This window comes from Bradyrhizobium sp. WU425, from assembly GCF_021052305.1.
Lineage (GTDB): Bacteria > Pseudomonadota > Alphaproteobacteria > Rhizobiales > Xanthobacteraceae > Bradyrhizobium > Bradyrhizobium canariense_D.
In genome coordinates this window covers 5,260,683-5,282,338 of sequence record NZ_CP088089.1, presented here as the reverse complement: position 1 = coordinate 5,282,338, position 21,656 = coordinate 5,260,683, and the positions used below count along the sequence as shown (strand labels likewise).

Annotated in this window: 21 protein-coding genes and 1 pseudogene; 8 read left to right on the top strand and 14 right to left on the bottom strand. The window is 64.3% G+C overall.

What is annotated here, in order from left to right; translation table 11 throughout:
* Position 1: 1 nt before the first annotated feature.
* The 3 genes from BcanWU425_RS25725 to BcanWU425_RS25715 all read right to left on the bottom strand — a co-directional run bounded on the left by BcanWU425_RS25725 (position 2) and on the right by BcanWU425_RS25715 (position 3,423).
* Positions 2–862: an ABC transporter permease gene (locus BcanWU425_RS25725; RefSeq protein ID WP_204510813.1), complete on the bottom strand. Its 861-nt coding sequence runs from the start codon at positions 860–862 to the stop codon at positions 2–4.
* Positions 859–1,803, bottom strand: coding sequence for an ABC transporter permease (locus BcanWU425_RS25720; RefSeq protein ID WP_204510814.1), 945 nt, complete (start codon positions 1,801–1,803; stop codon positions 859–861). Before BcanWU425_RS25720 ends, BcanWU425_RS25725 begins: the two co-directional genes overlap by 4 nt.
* Before the next feature lie 78 nt (positions 1,804–1,881).
* Positions 1,882–3,423, bottom strand: coding sequence for an ABC transporter substrate-binding protein (locus BcanWU425_RS25715; protein WP_204510815.1), 1,542 nt, complete (start codon positions 3,421–3,423; stop codon positions 1,882–1,884).
* Between the two features lie 239 nt (positions 3,424–3,662).
* Here BcanWU425_RS25715 and BcanWU425_RS25710 point away from each other — a divergent pair, with 239 nt between their 5' ends.
* Positions 3,663–4,619, top strand: coding sequence for a MurR/RpiR family transcriptional regulator (locus tag BcanWU425_RS25710; RefSeq protein WP_085350847.1), 957 nt, complete (start codon positions 3,663–3,665; stop codon positions 4,617–4,619).
* A gap of 33 nt (positions 4,620–4,652) precedes the next feature.
* Here the strand turns inward: BcanWU425_RS25710 and BcanWU425_RS25705 are convergent, their stop codons facing one another.
* Both BcanWU425_RS25705 and BcanWU425_RS25700 read right to left on the bottom strand, forming a co-directional pair.
* Entirely contained in the window at positions 4,653–6,020 is a 1,368-nt protein-coding gene (locus BcanWU425_RS25705; protein WP_085350848.1) for an amidase, read from the bottom strand.
* A complete protein-coding gene (locus BcanWU425_RS25700) occupies positions 6,001–7,197 on the bottom strand; it encodes an MFS transporter (protein ID WP_204510816.1) in 1,197 nt (398 codons plus the stop codon). The genes BcanWU425_RS25705 and BcanWU425_RS25700 overlap by 20 nt, the downstream gene beginning before the upstream one ends.
* A 26-nt stretch (positions 7,198–7,223) precedes the next feature.
* On the opposite strand from BcanWU425_RS25700, the gene BcanWU425_RS25695 reads away from it, so the two are divergent.
* On the top strand, positions 7,224–7,559 hold the full coding sequence (locus tag BcanWU425_RS25695) for a hydroxyisourate hydrolase (protein ID WP_026233653.1): 336 nt from the start codon (positions 7,224–7,226) through the stop codon (positions 7,557–7,559).
* On the opposite strand, the gene BcanWU425_RS25690 is transcribed toward BcanWU425_RS25695, so the two are convergent.
* The 4 genes from BcanWU425_RS25690 to BcanWU425_RS25675 are packed head-to-tail and all read right to left on the bottom strand — an operon-like array spanning position 7,560 to position 11,427.
* A complete protein-coding gene (locus BcanWU425_RS25690) occupies positions 7,560–8,375 on the bottom strand; it encodes an ABC transporter permease (RefSeq protein ID WP_204510817.1) in 816 nt (271 codons plus the stop codon).
* A complete protein-coding gene (locus BcanWU425_RS25685; RefSeq protein ID WP_085362425.1) occupies positions 8,375–9,238 on the bottom strand; it encodes an ABC transporter permease in 864 nt (287 codons plus the stop codon). Before BcanWU425_RS25685 ends, BcanWU425_RS25690 begins: the two co-directional genes overlap by 1 nt.
* Positions 9,239–9,255: 17 nt before the next feature.
* Positions 9,256–10,302, bottom strand: a complete 1,047-nt coding sequence (locus tag BcanWU425_RS25680; protein WP_007608710.1) for an ABC transporter substrate-binding protein — start codon at positions 10,300–10,302, stop codon at positions 9,256–9,258.
* Between the two features lie 30 nt (positions 10,303–10,332).
* Complete coding sequence (locus BcanWU425_RS25675) at positions 10,333–11,427, bottom strand: ABC transporter ATP-binding protein (RefSeq protein WP_018458754.1); 1,095 nt, start codon at positions 11,425–11,427, stop codon at positions 10,333–10,335.
* Positions 11,428–11,515: 88 nt separating this feature from the next.
* Between BcanWU425_RS25675 and BcanWU425_RS25670 the strand changes: the two genes are divergently transcribed.
* Positions 11,516–12,907: an amidase gene (locus tag BcanWU425_RS25670; protein WP_085362426.1), complete on the top strand. Its 1,392-nt coding sequence runs from the start codon at positions 11,516–11,518 to the stop codon at positions 12,905–12,907.
* Here the strand turns inward: BcanWU425_RS25670 and BcanWU425_RS25665 are convergent.
* Together BcanWU425_RS25665 and BcanWU425_RS25660 are read right to left on the bottom strand one after the other, a co-directional pair.
* Positions 12,904–13,653, bottom strand: coding sequence for an aspartate/glutamate racemase family protein (locus tag BcanWU425_RS25665; RefSeq protein ID WP_018458756.1), 750 nt, complete (start codon positions 13,651–13,653; stop codon positions 12,904–12,906). The genes BcanWU425_RS25670 and BcanWU425_RS25665 overlap by 4 nt on opposite strands.
* The gene (locus BcanWU425_RS25660) at positions 13,650–14,366 is read right to left on the bottom strand and encodes a GntR family transcriptional regulator (protein WP_018458757.1); all 717 of its coding nucleotides are present in this window, start codon (positions 14,364–14,366) and stop codon (positions 13,650–13,652) included. Before BcanWU425_RS25660 ends, BcanWU425_RS25665 begins: the two co-directional genes overlap by 4 nt.
* 206 nt (positions 14,367–14,572) lie before the next feature.
* Here BcanWU425_RS25660 and BcanWU425_RS25655 point away from each other — a divergent pair, with 206 nt between their 5' ends.
* Together BcanWU425_RS25655 and hydA are read left to right on the top strand one after the other, a co-directional pair.
* Complete coding sequence (locus BcanWU425_RS25655; protein WP_018458758.1) at positions 14,573–15,313, top strand: maleate cis-trans isomerase family protein; 741 nt, start codon at positions 14,573–14,575, stop codon at positions 15,311–15,313.
* Positions 15,313–16,734 carry a dihydropyrimidinase gene (gene hydA, locus BcanWU425_RS25650; protein WP_204513915.1) on the top strand — a complete coding sequence of 474 codons (1,422 nt, stop codon included), beginning with the start codon at positions 15,313–15,315 and terminating at the stop codon, positions 16,732–16,734. Before BcanWU425_RS25655 ends, hydA begins: the two co-directional genes overlap by 1 nt.
* Positions 16,735–16,959: 225 nt before the next feature.
* On the opposite strand, the gene BcanWU425_RS25645 is transcribed toward hydA, so the two are convergent.
* The 3 genes from BcanWU425_RS25645 to BcanWU425_RS25635 form a co-directional block, all read right to left on the bottom strand.
* Complete coding sequence (locus BcanWU425_RS25645; RefSeq protein WP_231188681.1) at positions 16,960–17,256, bottom strand: hypothetical protein; 297 nt, start codon at positions 17,254–17,256, stop codon at positions 16,960–16,962.
* A gap of 141 nt (positions 17,257–17,397) precedes the next feature.
* A complete protein-coding gene (locus BcanWU425_RS25640) occupies positions 17,398–18,558 on the bottom strand; it encodes an iron-containing alcohol dehydrogenase (RefSeq protein WP_204510818.1) in 1,161 nt (386 codons plus the stop codon).
* A gap of 35 nt (positions 18,559–18,593) precedes the next feature.
* Entirely contained in the window at positions 18,594–19,172 is a 579-nt protein-coding gene (locus BcanWU425_RS25635; RefSeq protein ID WP_204513916.1) for a TetR/AcrR family transcriptional regulator, read from the bottom strand.
* Positions 19,173–19,258: 86 nt separating this feature from the next.
* Here BcanWU425_RS25635 and BcanWU425_RS25630 point away from each other — a divergent pair, with 86 nt between their 5' ends.
* From BcanWU425_RS25630 to BcanWU425_RS25620, 3 genes and pseudogenes are all read left to right on the top strand, one after another.
* Complete coding sequence (locus tag BcanWU425_RS25630; RefSeq protein ID WP_204510819.1) at positions 19,259–20,365, top strand: efflux RND transporter periplasmic adaptor subunit; 1,107 nt, start codon at positions 19,259–19,261, stop codon at positions 20,363–20,365.
* A gap of 39 nt (positions 20,366–20,404) precedes the next feature.
* Positions 20,405–20,860 carry a nuclear transport factor 2 family protein gene (locus BcanWU425_RS25625; protein ID WP_231188679.1) on the top strand — a complete coding sequence of 152 codons (456 nt, stop codon included), beginning with the start codon at positions 20,405–20,407 and terminating at the stop codon, positions 20,858–20,860.
* A gap of 61 nt (positions 20,861–20,921) precedes the next feature.
* Positions 20,922–21,316 (top strand): annotated as a pseudogene (locus BcanWU425_RS25620) (efflux RND transporter permease subunit); the annotation flags it as partial.
* Positions 21,317–21,656: the final 340 nt, after the last annotated feature.

Here is a 21,656-nt window from a genome sequence, read left to right as displayed (position 1 = left end):
CCTAACCCTTCTCACCAAAGACTTGACGGAACCGCGGATCGAGTCGATCGCGCAATGCATCGCCGACCAGGTTCAGAGAAAATGCCGTCGCCACGATCATCATGCCCGGGAAGAAGAGCAGCCACGGCGCCCGGGTGATGAAGGTCCGTGACTCCGCCAGCATATTGCCCCAGCTCGGAATGTCTGGAGGGGCGCCGAGGCCCAGGAAATCGAGTGAAGCCGCGCCGAGCTGCGCGAACGCGAAGACGAAGCTGGCCTGCACGAGAAGTGGCGAGACCAGGTTCGGCAAGATGTGCCGACTGATGAGCCATGCCGCTCCGGCGCCCATGCTGCGGGACGCCTCGACATAGGTTTCCGCGCGCAAGCGCAGCGTCAGTCCGTAGACGATGCGGGTCGTCGTCGTCATGTAGCCGATCCCAATGGCCAGAATGACGGTGGCCACACTCGGGCTCAAGATGACAATCAGGCCAAGTGCGAGAAGCAGAGTCGGGAAGGCCATCAGCACGTCGACCATGCGCATCAGCAGGTGACCCAGCCGCGGGAACAGTGCGGAAAGTACGCCGGCCGGAACGCCTGTCGCGAGAGCGAAGACGACCACGCCCGAGCCGATCAAAAGTGCCATGCGTGCTGAATGAATGGTGCGCGACAGGGTATCCCGGCCGAATTGGTCGGTGCCGAACCAGTGGGGCATGTTCGGGGGCGTCAGGCGGATCAGGGGATCGATGGCATACGGATCGTAAGGCGACAGCCAGGGTGCGAAGACCGCGGCGAGCACAGTCGCCAGAAGGACGCCGAGCCCGGCCAGCGCGATCGGGCGGGCGATGAACGGCTTGAGCCACAATGTCACGCTGTTGCTGCTCATTGAAGTTCAACCCGCGGATCGAGCAGACGATAGCTCAGATCGACGATCAGATTGATCAGGAGATAAACCACCACGATGACCAGGATGACGCCCTGGATCACAGGGTAGTCTCGGCGAAGGATCGACTGAACGACGAGGCGGCCGATGCCGGGCAGGGCAAACACGGTTTCGGTCACCACCGCCTCGGACAGCAGCGCGGCGAAGGTGAAGCCGAAGGCCGAGACGACCGCCAGGAGTGCATTGCGCCAGATGTGGCGGCGCACGACCTGCCACGGCCGGATTCCCTTTGCCCGCGCCGTGCGCACGTAGTCCTCCCGGGAGACGTCGAGCATGCTGGCGCGCGTCAGCCGCAGGATCAAAGCAGCATTCGGAGCCGCAAGCGCCAGGCTGGGGAGGACGAGATAGCGGAGATTGACGACACCGCCTTCGAAGATCGACGGATAGCCGGAGCTCGGAAACCAGCCGAGCCACGCGGCGAAGATCAGGATCAGATAGAGCCCGACCCAGAACGTGGGTATCGAGGCCATCAGCATCGCCCCACCGGACAATCCCTGATCGAGCCACGTGCCGTGCTGGACCGCCGCAATCATTCCGATCGGCACGCCGATGACCGCAACCCAGATCATCGTCATGGTGGCGAGCAAGGTGCTGGTCTCGGCGCCATCGGCAATCACCGACAGCACGGGCGCCTGGAAGAAGATCGACCGCCCGAGGTCGCCCTCGAGCACATGGCCGGCCCAAGTGAGATATTGCAGGATGATCGGTTGGTCGAGACCGAGCTGGTGTCGCAAGGCGTCGATCTGGTCGGGAGTCGCGGTATCACCGAGCAAAACATAGATCGGGTCACCCGGCACGATATGGATGAACGCGAAGATGATGATGGACGCTGCCAGCAGCGTCACCGCCGTCGTTCCTGCGCGCTTGAATGCGTAAGACCACATGTGATTGGGCGCCTGTCAGCGGCAACGATGCGCGCCGGCGCCGGCGCTCGACAGTCCTCGCGGCCTCATTGCCCGTCCTTATTTCGTGGACACATTCCAGAACACGGGACCGTTAGGGTTGAGCCCCTTGAGCTTGGGAGAAGCAATGTCGTAGGTGTAGGCATCACCTACTTTCATCACCGGTACCTGCTCATAGATCAGCGACTGGATCTTGTCCCATGTCGACTTGCGCGCGGCTGGATCGGTCGTGTTGATCAACTCGGCCCGAAGCGAGCCGATCTCCGGGCTGTCCCACCAGCCGGGATAGCTCGCATTCAGGAACGTGAGCAGCAGCGGGTCCGGCGCGAAGGAATGGTGGGTGACGAAGATGTCCCACTGTTCCGGCTGGCCGCGCATCTTCAGAAGGGTCGCCCAATCGACGACCATCATCTGAACATTGATTCCGGCGTCGGCCAGCTGACGGGTGAAGACGGAGGCTTCGTCATAGTGTGCCTGATAGTTCGTCGAGACCAGCAGGCGGATCGGCGTCCCCGTGTAGTCCGCCTCCTTTGCGAGCTCCTTGGCCTTCTTCGGATCGTGCGCACTATAATTTGAGGCGCTTTCCGTCGAGTACCAGGGGGTGCCATTGGGAAAGATCGATCCTTCGGCATTCCACAGGTCTTTGGGACCGAAGGCGACGCGCAGCGCCTGCGACTTGTCCAACGCGGTCTGGATGGCGCGGCGGAGCTTGTAATTGTCCTTCAGGATTCCCTGCTTCGAGTTCATGAAGAAAAGGCCGAAGATCGGCGCGTTGGTACGCTGCACCTGAACCGATGGATCTTTGCTCAGGGACTCGTACAGATCGCCGGAGATCATTTCCGCGTAGTCGTAGTCACCCGCCTGCACGCCGCTCACGCGCGTGCCGACGTCAGGCACCGGAATGAACCGGATCTTGTCGAAGCTCGCAACGCGGGCGCCGGCGAAGCCGTCACCCTTTTCCTTCACCGGCTTGTAGCCCTCGAACCTCTCCACCTCGACATAGCGGTTCGGCCGCCACTCCACGAACTTGTAGGGCCCGGTGCCGACATAGTCCTTTTGCTCGATCGGCCGGTTCCCCGCTTTGGCGGCTATGTCTTCCGGATAGATCACAAGACCGCCATTGACGTCCGCAATGAGAGCCTTCCAGGCGCCGTTCGGCGCGGACAATTTCAGCGTGACTTCATACTTTCCGGTCGCCTCGACCGACGTAGCCGCCGCCATCAGGAGCTTGCCGCGCGCACCGAAACTGCCCCATCGCGTCATCGAGGCGACCACGTCCTTGGCGGTCATCTCCTTGCCGTTGTGGAAGAGGACACCTTCGCGGAGCTTGATGACGATGGTCCGACCGCCGTCTTCCGTGCGATCGCCCTCGGCCAGCATCGGACGCGGCGTATAGGTCGAGTCTAGCGCATACAGGGTCTCGAAGATGTGGCGGCCGATGACCGATGCGACGTCGGCGGTCGTCAGCATGACATCGAGCGGCGGCGGTTCTCCGATGGTGGCTTCGCGTAGCAGGGTGGCGGCATTGGCCTGCGCAATCAAAAATGACGCGGTGGCCAGCCCCACGACGCCACGCATCAAGACACTTGGACCGTATCTCATGATCGCCCTCCCGCCTTGTTGAGCCGCCTGCTTCCCGGTGCAGGGATGTGCCTTTCAGCTGTTGGGCTGACGGCACGCTATTGCTTGTTTGAAAGTTACATACACAATTCGGCGATTATCAAGCGAAAAATGCTGTTCTTGATGAGGCATGCCGATATACGTTTGGTCGATGCTGAAGGTTTCTTACGGCAGCTTCTTGCCAAGGGCGCAGGTTGATCTGACCTGGGAAAGGGCGGGCAATGGCGCGTGCAAAGCGAAATCACCCGGCGAGAGCCGTTGGTGCAGCAGTCTCGAAGCCGCCCGGCGACGACAATGTCGTGGCCGGCGACATCATCTCCCTCATCAGGCAGAGCGCTCCAAGCCTCAGCCCGTCCGAGCAACGCGTTGCCACGGTGCTGCTGGCCGATATGGAGTTTGCCGTTCACGCCAGCAATTCCGAGTTAGCCCGTCGGGCGCGCGTCAGCGAGCCGACGGTAACCCGATTCAGCCGCTCCGTCGGTTGCCGGGGCGTCCGCGACCTCAAGGTGAGGCTGGCTCAAGCAATGGCGGTCGGGCGGATTTACGTTGAGCTTCCCCCGCATGTCGGGACCGATCTGGCGCGCCCCGCGCTCTGGCGGTCGGTGTTTCAGGAAATTCGCCGTGCAATTGCCGCTGCCGAGGAGGGACTTCGCAAGGAGGACATCGAGCGGGCTGCCGAAGCTATCTCCCGCTGTTCGAAGCTTGCAGCGTTCGGGGTGGGGGGCGGTTCCACTCTTGCGGCGGCGGAGGTTCAGAACCGGTTCTTTCGTCTTGGGATTGCCGTCTCGCATGCCTCCGATCCGAGCTTGATGCGCATGATTGCCGCGACCTTCGGACGGGATGATGTCGTCGTTGCCATCTCGACCACCGGTGCAGCGAACGAGGTGATCGAGGCAGCCAGTATCGCCAAGCAATACGGCGCCTTGGTCGTCGCAATTACCAAGCCGCAAAGCAGGTTGGCCTCAATCGCCGATATTGCGCTTGGCGTACACGTGCCCGAAGCGCCCGACGCGCTCAAGCCGACGGCGTCGCGCTATGCATTTCTCGCCACCATCGATCTGCTTGCGGCGTCAACTGCCTATTGCAAACCGCTCGAAGCCCAGGCGCGCATGCGGCGGATCAAATACGAGTTGCTGAAGGGGAGCGACGGGGACGCCAAAGGGCCGCTGGGAGACTGAGCGGGCAATTAGCGCACCGCCCGCCTCTCGGGATTATATTCGCAGCATGGCCGCGATCTCTTGCGCTGCTTCAAGCAGCGTGCGGTCTTGTCCGCGCGCGGCGATGACCTGAAGGCCGAATGGAAGTTCGCACCGATCCGTTCCGCACGGCAGCGAAATCGCCGGCAGACGAGCATGATTGACAAAGGGCGTTAACGCCGCGTGCGCGCGCGGGCTCGCCGCGCGGCCACCGATCATGTCGGGTCCGAGCTGGGTGAATGGCCAGGCGACACAGGGAACGGTTGGCGCCAGCAGCAGATCAACCTCGGTGAAGAATGCCGCGAAAGCATTGGCGATTGCGGCGCTTGCCAGCAGCGCACCGGCAACGTCGGCGCCCGACCACGACAGCCCTCGCTCGATCTGTCTGGCGATGTCAGGATCGAACACGGTCGGATCCTCGCGGAAGGCATCTCGATAGAGTGCGGCGAGGCCGGCCTGCTGAAGCGGCATGATAGCCTCTTCCGTCGCGCCCGCCGGCCAGACGGGATCGCGCTGCGCGATGCTGAGGCCAGCGGCGGAGAGACGCGCGATGGCGAAAGCGAGCCCTTCAGCGACAACATCGTCGACGGCGACGTCGAGCCCAAGGCGCGGCGAGAACGCGATGCGCAGACCGGCGATGTTTTTGGCCTCTTGAGCGATGCCGGCTGAATCCGGATCGCGCGGATCGACGCCGGCCATGGCCTCGAACGCCAGCGCGATATCGGCAACGTCAGTGGCGATCGGCGCGATGACGGAGAGGCCGAAAAACGGTTCGGCGAAGCCTGGCCCATAGGGGATCGCGCCATAGGACGGTTTGAACCCCGCGACGCCGACATGGGCCGGCGGCCTGCGGCTCGAGCCGCCCGCATCGGTGCCGATCGCTAGCGGCACGAGGCCGGCCGCAACCGCCGTGGCAGGGCCGCCCGACGAGCCGCCGGGCGTCAACGTGGGATCCAGCGGATGCCGCGTTGGCCCATACAGCGGCGAGGTGGTCACGCCCTTGCAGGCGAATTCCGACGTTGCGCCGATGCCGACGACGACGGCGCCGGCCTTGCGCAGCTGCTCGATTGCAATCGCATCCTGCGGCGCGACGAATTCGGCGAACAGGCGCGAGCCCTGTGTCACACGCCAGTCACGGACCCAGATGTTGTCCTTGACGACGACGGGGACACCGGCGAGCGGCATCGTCTCGCCGGCACGCAGGCGATCATCGACCGCTGCGGCGTCGGCAAGCGTACGCGCAGGAGCGGTCGTCACCACTGCGTTCAGCGCCTTGGCGGCCTCGATGCGCGCAAGCGCGGCCTTGGCGGTCTCGACCGCACTCGCTCGTCCGGCGGAGACGTCGGCCGCAATCTCGCACGCGCTACTTCTTCCCTTTGTCATGGCCTCCCCAGACCAGTGCCAATGTGCCGCAGAGGGCGAGGCAAGCCAAGGCGAAGAAGGCAGCACCGAGACTGGCTGCGCTGTCCAGGAAGGACACCAGCGCCGGTGCTGCCAAGAGGCCGGCGTAGGATGCGGTCAGCACCGCGCCGGTGGTTTCGCCAATCCTGTCCTGCGGGGCGAGGCGTGCGATCTCGGCGACGAAGACACCGTTCCACCCGGAGGCCGTCAGGCCGAACAGAGTTGCAATCGCGAACTGGCCGGTCCGCCCGAGCGATACGCCATCGAGACCCAGCAGCGCGGCGCAGAACGTCATACCGAGGCCGATGACGACGAGAACTCCGCGCGAGGCATTGAGGCGCGTTGCGACGAAGCCCCAGCCGAGCCGGCCGATCAGGCCGCCGGCCTGGGCGCAGGCAAGCGCCATGCCGGCCTCGACATGGCTGAGGCCGAGCTCGCGGGTGCCGAGCGTGACGAAGACCGTATTGAGCGACACCTGCATCGCGCTGAAGGGCATCGAGGCCAGCGCCAGCATTGCGATGCGCCGGTCCGCGGTCACCAGTGCCAGCCGCGTGCGAAGGCTAAGCTCCGGCAGTGGCACGACCTTGACGGCGTAGGCGGGCCGCAGGCGCTCGAACCACGCTATCGCCAGCAGCGCACAGGCGCCCACGGCGGCATAGCACCAGGCGGGCCCGAGCGAGATTGCGATCGCGGGCAGAACCAGCGAGCCGCAGACGGCGCCGATCTGGTTTCCGGTCTGGCGAACCGAGAACACGAACGCGCGCCGCTCGGCCGTCACGAGCCGCGCCAGCAGCACCGCGCTTGCGGGCGTCTCCGGTCCGAAGGCGAGGCCAAGACAGAGGCCGGCTGCGAGCAGGGCCGCCGTCGAGCCGAGCGAAGCCAGCGCCATGCTGGCGATGATCGCCGCCGCGCAGAGGCTCGCGATCCGCATCGAGCCCAGGCGGGCGATGAAGCCGCCGCCCCAGAACGAGGCGGGAATGCCGACCGCGAACACGGCGCAGGAGAACATCGAGAGCTGCCAGACCTCGATATGGGCGCGCGGTGCCACCACGCCCGGCGCGAACAGAGCCAGAGCCACCAGCGCCTGCAATGAGGTCGTGGCGCCAAGCGCGGGCAGCAATGCGGGCGCTGGTCGAACGGCCGTGTTTGCGTCTACCATGGTGCAGCGCTCTCGGGGGGAACATTGTGGCAGGTGGCATTTCCATTCACGCGGTCGATGTGGCGAGCGGACGCCCGGCGCAGGGTCTGCGCGTCGAGATCTGGCGGATCGATCCGGACTCGCTGCGCGTCGCCGACGGACGGCTTGGTGTCAACGGCGTGCTCGATCATCCCGTTGCGCAGGGGGCGGGCGTGACGGCGGGCGAGTATGAGGTCCTGTTTCATCTCGGCGAGTTCTTTGGCGAGCGCGACGGATTTCTCACGGTGACCCCGTTCCGCTTTCGCATCAAGAATGTTGACGAGCATTTTCACCTGCCGCTGAAATTCACGCGCTGGGGCTATTCGCTGTTCCGCGGCGCCTGATCAGTTGGTCAGCCGCCGCGATAACCCCGTGACGCGCTCCATAATCGCGACCAACGCGACGGTTGCAATGATCAGCACGCCCGACAGCGCGGCGATGGTGACGTCGAGCTTGCCCTCGAGGTCCTGCCACATCCGGATCGGCAGCATGTCGGTGGCGGCATCACGCAGGAACAGCGACACCGGCACGTTGTCGAAGGACGACATGAAGGCGATGAAGGCGCCCGCGATGATGCCCGGCCGGATCAGCGGCAGCACGATGCGCCGGAACGTGTAGATGCGGCCGGCGCCCAGCACGGCCGAGCTCTCCAGCAGGGTCGGCTCCAGCTGGGCAAGCGCCGCAATCGTATTGCGCACGAAATAGGGCACGCAGACCACGGTGTGGCCGATTACCAGCGTCAACGGCGACACCGGCAGGCCGACCAGCGAGAACAGCATCAACGCGGCAAGGCCAAAGGCCAGCGCCGGCAGAACCAGCGGCGACATGAAGAGGGAATCGAGCAGCCGCGCCGACAGCGTCGGTGAGCGCGAGATCGCGAGCGCGGCGGCAACGCCGAGCACCACGGACAGGCCCGTCGCCCACAGTGCCACGATGAGGCTGTTCTTGGCTGCGAAGTGCAGCTGCCAGGCGTTCCACAATTCGGCGTACCAGCGCAGCGAATAGCCCGGCGGCGGAAAACGCAGCGAGAAGCCGCTGGTGAACGAGACGATCAGCACCACCAGCGACGGCGCGATGATGATGATCAGCGCAATCGCGGCGATCAGGCTCATGACCAGCTCGAAACTGAACGCCTCCAGGGTGCGCTTGCGCCCGCTCATCACGCACCTCCATAGCCGCGCGACAGGCGGCCGAGCGTGGTGAAGACGGAGACGACCGCGAGCACCGCGAGCAAAAAGATGATCGAGATTGCGGAGGCAAACGGCCAGTTCTGCAGGGTCGAAGCCTGCTGGTAAAGATACATCGGCATGAACAGCATCTGTCCGCCGCCGATCAGCGACTGGGTGATGAAGGCCGTGATCGCGGCGGCATAGGTCAGCGTGCAGCCGGCGATCACGCCGGGCAGCGACAGCGGCAGCACGATCCGGAAGAACGTGCGCCAGCTTCCAGCGCCGAGCGAGCAGGAGGCGTCGTCGAGATTGGAATCGATCCGGCCGAGCGCGGTGATCAGCGGCAGCGTCATCAGCGGCATCTGCACCTGCGCCAGCGCGAGGACGACGCCGAACTGGGTGTAGAGCAGTTTCAGGGGCGTCTCGATGATGCCGAGCGATTGCAGCGTCGCGTTGATGATGCCCTGGCGGCCCAGGATGACGATCCAGGCGAAGGTACGGACCACGACGCTGGTCAAAAGCGGCAGCAGCACGATCAGGATGATGATGGTCTGAAGCCGCGGCCCGACCCGCTGGTAAAGCCAGGCGATGGGAAAGCCGAGCACGAGGCAGACGGCCGTCACCTCGGCCCCAAGCAGCAGCGTCGAGCCGAGCACGCTGAGGCTGAAGGGATCGGTGAGGAAGTGCAGATACTGGCCGAGTCCCCAATGGAGCGCGGCCGTGTCGTTGTGCAACGAGAGCCACAGTAATTGCAGCAGCGGCGCCACGAAGAACACTAGGAAGAACAGCGCCAGCGGCGCTGCCAATCCCATCCCGTAGGACGTGACGTCTCGTGATGCCGGTGCTGTGCCCATCATGAGTCCTTGAAGCTCTAGATCTTGATCTCGCGGTTGAAACGCTCGATCCAGGCCGAGCGCTGCTCGTTGATCTTCTTCCAGTCCTGGAACACGAATTTCTGCTTCAGCTCGGCCGTGTCCTTGGCGAGCACGCGCGCGATCTCGCCGCCCATCGCCACCTTGGAATTGGTCGGCACGATCAGGTAGGGCGGGTTCATCAGCGTGGTCTGCACTTCCGGGGTCAACGACGCCTCGATCAGCTTGAAGGCGAGCTCGCGGTTGGGCGAGTTCTTGACGATGTGGATCGTGGTCTTGAAGGCGATGGCACCTTCCTTCGGGGCCACGAACTCGACCGGCACGCCGCGCGCTTTCAGGATCTGGATGGCGTTGAAATTGCCGGGCGAGATATCGATCTGGCCCTGCTGGAACAGGGTGGCGAGCGCGCCGGGATTGGCGGCGACCGCGGCGAGGTTGGGCTTCAGCTCCTCGATCGCCTTGAAGCCGGGATCGACATTGGCTTCCGAACCGCCGCGCATCTTGGCGATCTCGACCAGCCAGCCGGTGCCGAGCGTCGAGTTAAGGTTGGTGATGCCAACGCGGCCCTTGAACTCGGGCTTCCACAGATCGGCCCAGGAGGTCGGCGGCGTCTTGACGGCTTCCGGATTGTAGGTGAGGCCGACGACCTGAAAGAAGGGGGCAGGGCCCATCGGCTCCTGGGCCTCGGCGATCAGGTCCTTGTAATAGGCGCTCTTCTCGACGGGGTATGGCTCGACCAGATCCTGGCCGATTGCGACCAGGGCCGGGCCGGGATCGTGCAGCATGACGTCAATCGGCGGATTGGCCTTGGCGGCGTTCACCTTGGCGATCTGGTCGACCGAGAGCATGGGGTCGAGCACCATCGCGGCATCGGCGTTCGCCTTGCGAAAGGCCGGCACCAGCACGGCCTTGTGCGCCTCCTCCCAGCTTCCGGTGAAGGTCGCAAACACCAGCGGGCGGGCCTGGGCGTAGCTCAGTCCGGGAAACGCCTTCATGGCGCCGAGTGTGAGTGCGGTCGTCATCAGGCTTCGGCGGTTCATGATCATGGTCGAACTCCCTCTGGACAAAAACTGAATTCAAAGCGTTGCAGGAAAAGCGTTTGCGAGCGACGGGGCGAGCGGCGCGAGGCGCACCGCGGCGCCGCTCTCCAGGGTGCGCGTCTCGCCGATGCGCGCCTGGGAGATCTTGACGCCGGAGCCGTCCGCGGTGGTGACCTCGTGGACGACGGTGGCTCCTAACGGCAGCGACATGCCGACCACGCCGGCAAAGCCGGTCTCGTCGCCAACGAATTGCAGATGCTCGGGGCGTATGCACACGGTGACGCGGCCGCCCTCGGTGAGAGCGCCGCCGGCGGGACGCGCAATGATTTCCGCGCCGGCATCGAGGCGGACTTTTGCGGCCGTGCGGTCTGCCGAGACGACCACGCCGGGCATGCGGTTGCTGGCGCCGACGAACGTGTTGACGAACAGGGTCTGCGGCCGGTCGTAGACGTCCGACGGCGACCCGAACTGCTCGAGCTTGCCGTGGCTCAGGACGGCGACGCGGTCGGCCATCGACAGCGCTTCTTCCTGGTCGTGGGTCACGATCAGCGTGGTGATGCCGGAGACGCGCTGGAGCCGCTTGACCTCGATCTGCATGTCGAGCCGCAGATTCTTGTCGAGCGCGGCAAAGGGCTCGTCGAGCAACAAGATTGACGGCTTGATCGCGAGCGCGCGGGCCAGCGCGACGCGCTGCTGCTGGCCGCCGGAGAGCTGCCGTGGCAACCGTTCCGACATGGTCGGCAGCTGCACCAGATCCAGCAAGCGCTGTGCTTCGCGCTGGCGGGTCGCCTTGTCGATCCCGCGCGCGGCAAGCCCATAAGCGACGTTCTCGCTGATGCTGAGATGGGGGAATAGTGCGTAGTTCTGGAACACGATGCCGACCGCGCGGCGGTTCGGCGGTAGCGCGTCGACGATGTCGTCGCCGATGATGATCCGCCCCTGCGTCTGCGCGATGAAGCCGGCGATGATGCGCAGCAGGGTAGTCTTGCCGCAGCCGGAGGGGCCGAGCAGGGCGATGATCTCGCCCCCTTTGATGTTGAGATTGATGTTCTCGACCGCGAGCGCGCCGCTCGGATAGCGGTGGGTGACGGCGTCGACCACGAGCGATCGGCCGCCTTGCGCTTCAGCCATGGTGTTGCCTCCCGTTGCCCCGGAGTAGAAAGCAAGTCTCATGCCCGCACCGGTCGCTTTTCGCCGCGAGGTTTGGCATGGTGGGGTGATGACGTCGGATCGATCGGTTTGCGACCTCACTGCCACGGCCCTCGCACGCGCCCTCGCGAAGGGCGAACTCTCCTCGCGCGACGCGGTCGAGGCGCATCTGGCGCGGATCGCGAGTCTTGATAGCCAATTGGCGGCCTTCGTGACTGTCGATGCGGAGGGGGCCCGCCGTGCCGCTGATATCTGCGACGCCGCGCCAACGCGGGTCGGCCCGCTGCATGGGGTGCCCATAGGGATCAAGGACCTCACCGACACTGCGGGGGTTGCGACCACGTACGGATCGGCTCTGTTCCGCGATCATATTCCGGCCGAAGACGATCTCGTGGTCGCGCGATTGCGGCGCGCTGGCGCGATCATTCTGGGAAAGACCAACACACCCGAATTCGGCTTCGGCGCGGTCTGTACCAACAAATTGTGCGGGCCGACGCGCAATCCGTTCGATCCGGTACTGACTTCGGGTGGATCTTCCGGTGGCTCCGCGGTTGCGGTCGCGGCCGGCATGGTGCCGTTGGCCCATGGCACCGATTTCGGTGGCTCCGTGCGCACGCCCGCAAGTTTTTGCGACGTCGCCTCGATCCGGCCGACGCCCGGTCGCATCCCGGCGCCGCATCGCCCCCTCGGCTGGGACATGCTCGCCACCCACGGTTTTCTCGCCCGCGGCGTCGACGATCTCGAGCTTGCGCTGTCGATCTGTGGGGGAGGCGATGTGCACGACCCACTCTCGATCGGTGTCGTCAATGAGGATCGGCCGGTTGCAGTGCGTCCCCGGATCGCAGCGACGCCCGATTTCGGGATCGCGGCCGTCGCGCGCGATGTCCGTGCACGTTTCGCCGCGGCCTGCGAGGCGCTCGGAGCCGTGGCCGATGTGGTGCCGTCCGCGCCCGATTGCGGCGGTGCGATCGAGGCATTTCGGACGCTGCGCGCCGCGCACATCGCCAACGGCTATGGCGAGCTGCTGAAGTCGCGCCGCGCCGAGCTGACGCCCACCGTGATCTGGAATATCGAGGCGGGCGCAAAGCTCTCCGCGGAGGACTATCTCAATGCCGAGCGTCGCCGCACCGCGATCTATCGCAGCTTTCGCGAGCTGTTCAGCCGCGCCGATTTCCTGGTAGCGCCGGCGGCGTCCGTTTTGCCCTGGCCGAATGAGATCAGCGACGTCACCACGATCGATGGCGCGGCGCTGGAGACGCCGATCGATTATCTCGCCGTCACCTTCATCGTGTCGCTGGTCGGTTTCCCGGTGCTGACCCTGCCGGCCCCCCGAGCGGAGAACGAGCTGCCGTTCGGTATCCAGATCATTGCACCGCCGGGATGCGAATCCCGCCTGTTTGCCTTCGGCCGTACGATTGAGAACAAGCTTGGTTTTTCGCATCGCTGGCCGCAGCTCCCCTAGTTATCGCGATGCTCGAGCCGGGCGGCGAGCGCATCGGCAAGACCAAGGGTGGGTTTGGCGGCGGGCCGGCGGTACGTGCCTGCGGTTGCCTTGCGCAGGCGAAGCGCGACCAGGGCCTCGGCCTGCTTCACCGACGCGATGACTTGATCGACGACTGGGACGGGGATCCGGTCGGCCACGCGCTCGGCGAGGCCCGAGAGCGGCGCACCTGCAAAAATCAAGACGTCCGCGTCGTCCTCCACGATCGCGCGCCGGGCGAGATCGACCAGCACATCCTCCTTCTCGGTGCCGACCTCGGAGATCGCCTGGAACGGCGTATCGAGCATGCGGATGCCGGCGCAGCGCTCCCACAGCCCGTGGGCGCGGACGCATTCCTCGTACCAGGGGCCGAGCGCCTGGGCGAAGGTGACGATGGCGAAACGCCGTCCGGCCATGCAGGCGGTCAGCATCGCCGCTTCCGCCATGCCGACCACGGGAATGTCGAAGGTTTCGCGCGCGGCGAACAGGCCGGGGTCGCCGAAGGCGGCGATGATCGCGGCGTCGACCTTGCGATGCTGCCCGGCCAGCATCTCCAGCGCAATGGCACCGCCGATCTGTGCCTCGGTGCGTGTCGAGATATAGGGCACGCCGCGGGTCGCGGTGCAGGGGATCAGCTCGGTCCCGGGCGCAGCCGCGCGCTGCCCGACATCCGTCATCAACTGGGTGACTGCGGTGCTGGTGTTCGGGTTGAGCAGCAGCAGCTTCATGATTGCGCCGCCGTCTGCTTGGCTTGAGAGGCCGCGATGACTTCGAGCAGCGCCGTGCCGGTGCGCCGAACATGGGCGCCGAGCAGGCGTCCTGCGGTTTCGCTATCGCGCGCCTCGAGCGCGGCAAGGACGCCGGCGTGCTCGTCGACCGAATTGCTCCAGCGCCGGTCGGCGCCGAGCGCGAGGTAACGCGCGCGCTCGGCGCGGGAGATTAGCGTCACGTGCGCCTCGCGCAGCGGCGTGTTGCGCGCCATGCGGACGATGGTGTCGTGGATCTCGCCGTTGATGGCGAAGTACTCGTCGAGCTTGCCGTTGCGATGATGACCTTCCATGCGGGTCTGAAGCGTGCGCAGGCGGGCGAGATCGCGCTCGGTGGCGCGCTCGGCGGCGAGCTCGGCGGCCAGCCGCTCGATGCCGGCCAGCGCCTCGAACAATTCCGAGATGCCGTCGACGGCGAGGTCGGCGATGCGCGGGCTGCGGTTGGGGCGGAGCTCAATCAATCCCTCGGCCGCGAGCACTTTCATCGCCTCGCGCAGCGGAGTGCGCGATACGCCCAGCTCCTTCGACAGCCTGGTTTCCTGGGTCTGCGATCCCGGCGGCAGCTCGCCGCGAATGATCATCGTCCGCATCCGCGCGGCGGCGCGCTCATGCAGGCCCATCCGTTTGAGTTTGGGCGACTTTCGGCCCGGGTTGGGTTCGGATTTTTGCGGCACGCCGGCCTTCCTGCTGACGTGCGATCGTAGCTAATTTCCTTCACGTGAGGTGCCCAAATAGAAGACGTATGTGGCTCAAAACACGTGCATATCGAATAAATTGTATGCAGCATGCAGATTGCGGGTTGCGTGGACCGATGCGGACGCGGATGATCCTTTTGAGGAAGCGGAGGAGCGCTTTCGCCGCAACGGAGCGACTGCGATCGATGTCAATTGTGCGCAAACGCCTCGGCATGATCACGCCGTCCTCCAATTCGGTGCTGGAGCCCGTCACCAGTGCGATGCTCGCCGGCGTGGCCGATGTCACCGCGCATTTCTCGCGTTTCCGCGTCACCGAGATCGCACTCGACGCCGCCGCGCTGAACCAGTTCGACGCCTCGGTGATGCTGCCTGCGGCGGACCTGCTGGCCGATGCGAAGGTCGATGCCATCGCCTGGAACGGTACGTCCGCAAGCTGGCTCGGCATCGGCAGAGACCGGAGCCTTTGCGAGGCAATCACGGTGCGCACCGGCGTGCCGGCGACGACCTCCACGCTCGCCTGCATCGATGCCGCTCGCGCGCTCGGCGCCAAACGTGTCGGCCTGGTCTCGCCCTATACCGACGACGTGCAGCGGCGGATCGGTCACGTCTGGGCCGAGGAGGGGATCGCCCCGCACGCGGAGCGGCACCTCGGACTGCGCGACAATTTCTCTTTCGGCGAGGTCGCGCCTGCGACGATTGCTGGCATGATCCGCGCTGTGGCGGCTGACGGCGCCGATGCTGTCGTCATCCTCTGCACCAACCTCGACGGCGCCGCGCTGGCGGCTTCGCTCGAACGGGAATTGAATGTCGCGGTGGTCGATTCGGTAGCGGTCACGCTGTGGCGAACCCTGGAGCTCGCCGGCGGCGATGCCGGGGCTCTTGCCGACTGGGGGCGGATCTTCCAGACATCGACGGTCATCAAGTGATGGAGACTCCTGTGACGCAGCTCGATCTTGCTATTCGCGGCGGCACCATCGTGACGGCCAGCGACGAGTTCCGCGCCGATATCGGCATTCGCGACGGCCGCATCGTCAGCATTGCTGATCATCTCGAAGGCGCAGCGCGCGAGATCGACGCGACCGGGCTGCTGGCCCTGCCGGGCGGGATCGACAGCCATGTCCACATCTCGCAGGCCTCCGGCCCCGACGTGGTGATGGCCGACGACTTCGCCTCAGCGACCCGTTCGGCAGCCGCCGGCGGCAACACCATGGTGCTGCCGTTCGCGCTGCAGCAGAAGGGCACGTCGCTGCGGACCTGCGTCGAGAACTACCGCAAGCTTGCCGAAGGCGAGTGCTATATCGACACGGCGTTCCATCTCATCATCTCCGATCCGACCGCGGTCGTGCTCGGGCAGGAGCTGCCGGCCCTGGTCAAGGACGGCTACACCTCGTTCAAGGTGTTCATGACCTATGACGACCTCGTGCTCAGTGACAAGCAGCTGCTCGAGGTCTTCGAGGTCGCGCGCCGCGAGGAGGCGCTGGTGATGGTCCATTGCGAGGGTTACGACGCCATCCGTTTCCTGACCTCCAAGCTGGAACGCGAGGGCCATATCGCGCCCTATTATCACGGCGTGTCGCGGCCACAGGCGGTCGAGCGCGAAGCCACGCATCGCGCCATCAGTCATGCCGAGGTGATCGGCGTTCCCATCATGATCGTGCACGTCTCCGGGCGCGAGGCGATGGAGCAGGTGCGCTGGGCTCAGCAGCGCGGATTGCCTGTTCATGCCGAGACCTGCCCGCAATACATTACGCTGACGGCTGACGACATGAAGGGTCTGAACATGGACATGTCAGGCGCGAAATATGTCTGCTCGCCGCCGCCGCGCGACGCGGAAAGCCAGCAGGCGATCTGGGAAGGCATCACCACGGGCGTGTTCCAGACTTTCTCGTCCGATCACTGCCCGTTCCGTTACGACGATCCCAGGGGCAAGCTGACGCCGAACGGCCGCACCTCGTTCCGCTGGGTGCCGAACGGCATTCCAGGTGTCGAGACCCGGCTGCCGATTCTGTTCTCCGAAGGCGTGTCGAAGGGACGGATCAGCCTGCAAAAATTCGTCGAGCTGACCGCGACCAACCATGCGCGCATCTACGGCCTCTATCCGCGCAAGGGCTCGATCAGCGTCGGCTTCGATGCGGATATCGTGCTCTGGGATCCCAAATTGAAGAAGCCTATTCGGCAGGCCGATCTGCATCACGGTTCGGACTACACGCCATGGGAAGGGTTCGACGTCACCGGATGGCCGGTAACGACGATCGCCCGTGGCCGGGTGGTGTACGAACACGGCAGGATCGTCGGCGACAAAGGCGCAGGCGACATTCTCAGCCGCGGCAGGTCGAGCCTGATCTGATCGGACTCAACGCGTTGCTGCTCAGCTATGGCGCCCGTGCGCGCGGCGCGACGGCCGTCTCAAGTCCACAGATCATGCCGGTCATATGTTCGTATCCAGCCTTCGCATGCGGCAAAACGAATCTAATCAATTCGGACAAGGTTGTCAGGCCGTCCCCCATAAGGCGACGTCCTTGACACGATTCTCGAAGCTGCCTGGTGGCGTCGTCCGACCTGTGCCGGGCGCTCAGCCGTGCGGAATGAAGCCGTTCAACGAAGCGTCATGGCGCAGATGTTCGACCAGCCCGGCGGCATCGCGGCCGCCATTGCGCTTGGGATCCTTCATTTGCGCGCAGATCTCGGCGCCGCTTTTTCCGAACCGGATGAAGTCAACGGGAGCGAGTTGCCAGTCGATGCCGGCGCGGGGCGGAGCAGGAGCCGGTTCGTTTACTTGCGTCGAAGTCATGTGACAGGTTGAGCAAGGGATCGCCTCCTTGTCTTTACGGCTTTCTCCACCGTGGATGTTCATGCCAGCGGGCAGCATCCGCGCTCTCCTGCATGAACAGTTGATAGACGGTTGCCGGCGCGTCGCCGGCCCTACTTGCCGGCGTGGGCGCGGAGCTGATGTCATGGCTGGATTCTCCCGCACGTCAATTTGGGCAAGTATCAGTTCATTCGGATTTGGCTAGGCGGCCATTCGCAACAGATCGACGATGTCGGCTTCGCTTTTAAAAGGCCGCGGATTGGCCTGCACGAAGCGATGATTGATCGCAATCTTGCTGATCTGCTCGAACTTGTCTTCGCCGATCCCGACGTCGGCAAGGCGACCGGGTAGTCCAAGTCTCCTGGTGAATTCTGCGAAGGCGGCTGCCGCTTCCATGCCCGGCTCGCCAAGAGCCGCTGCTAAGCGCGTTTGCGCATCCTCTGTGAACGCCTTGTTGTAGCGAAGTAGGCTCGGCATGATGACCGGTGTGCAATAATAGTGTGGTACGCCGAAGGTCCCGCCAAGCACGTGGCCGATGCCGTGACTGGCTCCCATCGGGACCCGCGCCTGGAGGCCGAAAGCGGCGAGCCACGCGCCATATTGAGACAGTCGACGCGCCTCCAGATCATCGGGTTGCTGCAAGGTCCGTTGCATTCCCTCTCGAAGCGTGCGGATGCCGGCCAGGACCACCTCGTCGCTAAGCGGCGTGCCGGCGGGTGAGCACAATGCTTCGATGCCGTGGTCCATCGAGCGCGTTCCCGATCCCATCCAGAGCTTCGAGGGCGTATGGACGGTAAGGGCAGGGTCGAGAATGATCGCCACCGGCATCATCAGAGAATGGAAGAAGATCTGCTTCAGCCTGCTGCGTTCATCGGTGACGAGCGCTGCTGCATTGTATTCGCCGCCGTTCAGCGTGGATGGCACCGCGATCTGTCGAACCTTTGGCGATCGGAACGGAGAGACGGTGACGCCCGGGCCCATGGGAAATGGATCGAAACCCGCTTCGTCACGGATGTCATGTTCCATCGCCATGATGACGATCTTGGCGAGATCGATCGCCGAGCCTCCCCCGACGGCGACCACCAGGTCGGCTCCGGCGTCTTTGGCTTGACGGGCAACCTCGGCAGCTTGCTTGCGCGTGGTGTGCTCTGCAATTCCATCGAAGGTCGCGACATGTCTTTCGCCGAGCGCACGCCGGATCTTCTCGATCTCGTCGGTCTTGGTGTTCAAGGTGCGGCTGACGATCAGGAAGACGCGCTTGGCATCCAGCCGCACCGCTTCATCGTTCAAGGCCTCAGACGCAGCTTTGCCGTAAACGACACGGTCGATCGCCGGAAAATTGTGTATCCCTGCTTTGCGCATTTGCGTTCTCCCTGTGAGTTATCAAGCACCGATCTTCAAGCGGCGACAGTGTCGCGAATCTGTCGCGACGCCGTTTCCAGAAAGGCCTGAGCGAGATCGGGATCGTTGACGACGCGTGAGAGTGTCAACGCTCCGACCATCGTCGAAAGAATGGCCATGGCTTTGCTCCTGGATTCCTCGTCGCTCGTTTCGGCAATCAGGCGGCTGAGGATTTCGATATGCGCTTTGATCCCGCCTTCGAACGACGCTTTCACCTCGCTGCTCTGTCTGGCCACATCCGAGCCGAGCGCCACGATCGGGCAACCGTCCATCTTTTCGTCGCGATGATCCGTGCTGAGATAGAACCCCATCACCGCCCAGAGGGGATCCTCAGGGGCCGCGGCGATGGCGGTCGACCATCGCAGCGTGGCGCTCTCCAGCGCGCGCGTCGACGCCTGCGCGGCCAGGTCCTCCTTTGACTCAAACTGCTTGTAGAATGCGCCTTGGGTCAGCCCGGCAGCTTCCATCAGGTCCTTGAGGCCGATGCCGTCAAATCCCCGCGACCGAAACAGGCGGCTTGCGACATTGATGACGTTTTGCCGGTTTTCCTCAGCCTGAATGCGACTCACTCGCATCATTGGTCTCCCCATTTTAGATTGCGTTCGACATCTATTATCCGATATAGAGCTCGAACGCAATCTATCTGGCATGAGGCCACGTTATGAAAAAGCGACAGATGATCGTGCTGGGGAGCGTCCTGATCGCGGGATGCGCGGTGGCCGCATTCGTTACGCTTCGCGCGCCGGCGGCCTCGGCCGTGAGCGATCCGAGGCAAGAAGCCCCGATCGTCAGGATCACGGCCGCGGCGCGGGTGACCGGATCGGAGCGTGGCTTCACCGGCATCATCGGGGCGCGGGTGCAGAGCAGCCTCGGTTTTCGCGTTCCCGGCAAGATCGTGGAGCGGCTTGTGAATACCGGTGAGCAGGTCAAAGCCGGTCAGCCGCTGATGCGGATCGACGAAACCGACCTTCGTCTTGCGGTCACGGCGAAGCGCAACGCCGTTGCTGCCGCGCGCGCGTCCGTCGTGCAGACCGAAGCGGACGAACCGCGATACGCCAAGTTGGTGAGCAACGGCTGGGCTTCCCGACAGCGCTACGAGCAAGCCAAGGCCGCGCTGGATACGGCCGAGGCGCAGCTTGCGAGCGCTGAAGCCGATGCACGGGTTGCCGAGAACGAGGCGACGTACTCGATCCTGGTCGCGGACGCGGACGGAACGGTGGTCGAAACGCTTGGCGAGCCCGGGCAGGTCGTTTCGGCCGGCCAGACGGTTGTTCGGATTGCCAAGGCCGGTCCTCGCGAGGCGGTGGTCGCGCTCCCTGAAACGATCCGGCCGGCAATCGACTCCGTGGCCGAGGCCAGCGTGTACGGAGTAGCCGAAGGGTGGCGCTATACGGCGCGTTTGCGGCAATTGTCCGACGCCGCCGATGCCCAGACCCGAACCTATGAAGCCCGGTATGTCCTGGACGGTGAAGCCGCGGCCGCACCACTTGGCGCGACGGTGACCATTCGGCTACCGAGCCAAACGAGCGAGCCGCAAGTTCAGGTGCCGCTCCGAGCAGTGCTCGATGATGGCCGCAAGACCGGAGTTTGGATCCTCGACAGCGCCACCTCAAGCGTACGCTTTCGGCCGATCAAGCTTGTTCGGGTGACCGACGAAACCGCCGTGATCTCCGGCTTGAATTCTGGTGATCCAATTGTTTCGCTCGGCGCTCACCTCCTGCAGGAGGGCGCTCGTGTCAGGACCGCCGCTGAAAGCCGGAGCAACTGAAGAGTCTCAATCGTTCCGCCCCAGCCGCTGGAGAAGCACATGTACAGCTACATCGTCGAGCAGGAAATCCGAAAGACCTTCGACCATGTCAACAACCATCGCTGGGATGAAGCGGTGAAGGCGGTCGCGCCGCACATCCATCACCGTGTTTCCGGCCATCACGCGTTGGGCGGGGAGCGCCACGACAAAGCGGCCCTGCGCCGCTGGTTCGAGCGGCTCGGACGCGTCCTGCCCACGCTCCATATCAGGGTCAACAACGTCTGGGTGAAGGGCTGGCCCTGGAACACCACCGTGTTTGTCGAATGGGACGGCACCGCAACGCTGCTCGATGGCGACGGCTCGTACGTCAACCGCGGTCTCCACGTGTTCACCCTGCGGTGGGGCAGAGTCCATGCCCTCGAGGAATTTCAAGATTCACAGGAAGCCGCGCGCGGGCTTGACGCCCAAGCGGCAGCTGGCCTCAAGGAAGCTGCCGCCCAGCCAATTGTAAGTTAGCAGATGAACCTTAATCTTTCCGCGATCGCCGTTCGCGAACGGGCCGTTACCCTGTCTTCATCATCCTGCGTTCGGGTTCAACGCCATTCTTGGCCTGATCGGACTGGCAGGCATCCTGATGCGCAATACCCTGATCCTGACCGAACAGATCAAGGAGAATCGTGCTGCCGGCCTCGATGACTATCACGCCGTCATCGAAGCCACCGTGCAACGCACCAGGCCGGTGATCCTGACCGCACTTGCCGCCGTGCTGGCCTTCATTCCTCTGACGCATTCCGTGTTCTGGGGATCGATGGCCTATACGCTGATTGGCGGCACGGCAGTTGGCAAGGTCCTGATCCTGCTGTTCCTTCCTGCGCTTTATGTGGCCTGGTTCGCATCAAGCCAGCCCCGGACGAGCTCTATGAGCGTTCGGCGAAGGATGCAGAATTGCGAACAGCAATCGCCGCCGAGTAGGGCTCGGCGAAATCTATCCCTGCTGCGCCGTGGGTGCCTGGCTAGATAAGCCAGGCACTGCGTGGTCTCGCGGCGGCCTTATAGTTCAAAAAAAGAATGTGCGCAGCAGCATGGAAATGCGCCAGCGATCCTGTCCTAGAACAGCCGAAAACGCGGCCTTATACGCAGGATTTAGACCAAATTATTTCCAAGTACGAGGACGGGGCCTGTCGTCCAAGTCACGGCACGTGAGCATCTAATCGCTTGACGAGTTCAAAAAAAGAACTGTAGGCTGCGCACGAGATGGCCGAACGCAACGGCCGCGACGTGCCGGATTTACGGCTGGACCTGTTCTGCGCGA